The sequence below is a fragment of the Streptomyces sp. WM6386 genome (assembly GCF_000972385.1).
Classification (GTDB): domain Bacteria; phylum Actinomycetota; class Actinomycetes; order Streptomycetales; family Streptomycetaceae; genus Streptomyces.
In genome coordinates this window covers 1-308 of sequence record NZ_JXTE01000805.1, presented here as the reverse complement: position 1 = coordinate 308, position 308 = coordinate 1, and the positions used below count along the sequence as shown (strand labels likewise).

The following is a 308-nucleotide window of genomic DNA, read 5'->3' as shown; positions in this document are numbered from 1 at the left end:
GGCTGGCCGCGCTGGAGCGGAAGTGATCGGCGCGAGCGGCACCACCGGAGGGGTCCGGCCGGATCAGACGTGCGCGAGGAGGCGGTCCAGCGGCCGGGGGACCCGTTCGAGGTCCAGGTGCGCGACGAGTGCCTGCGCGTAGAGGGCCTTGCGGCCGCTGTGCGTACCCATGAAGCGCCGTAGCTGGTGCTCCACGGGCCGTTCCCGCTGTGCCGGCTGCCCCTGGAAGGTGTGGAAGGGGCGCATCTCGCCCTGGGCCTCGATCACCTGACGCACGCCCTCGGCCCCGAGAGCACGGATCAACTCGT

General features: G+C 72.4%; 1 pseudogene. It reads right to left on the bottom strand.

Annotated features, from left to right (window positions below):
• Window positions 1–63: 63 nt before the first annotated feature.
• A pseudogene (locus TN53_RS43750) lies at window positions 64–308 on the bottom strand (ATP-dependent endonuclease); the annotation flags it as partial.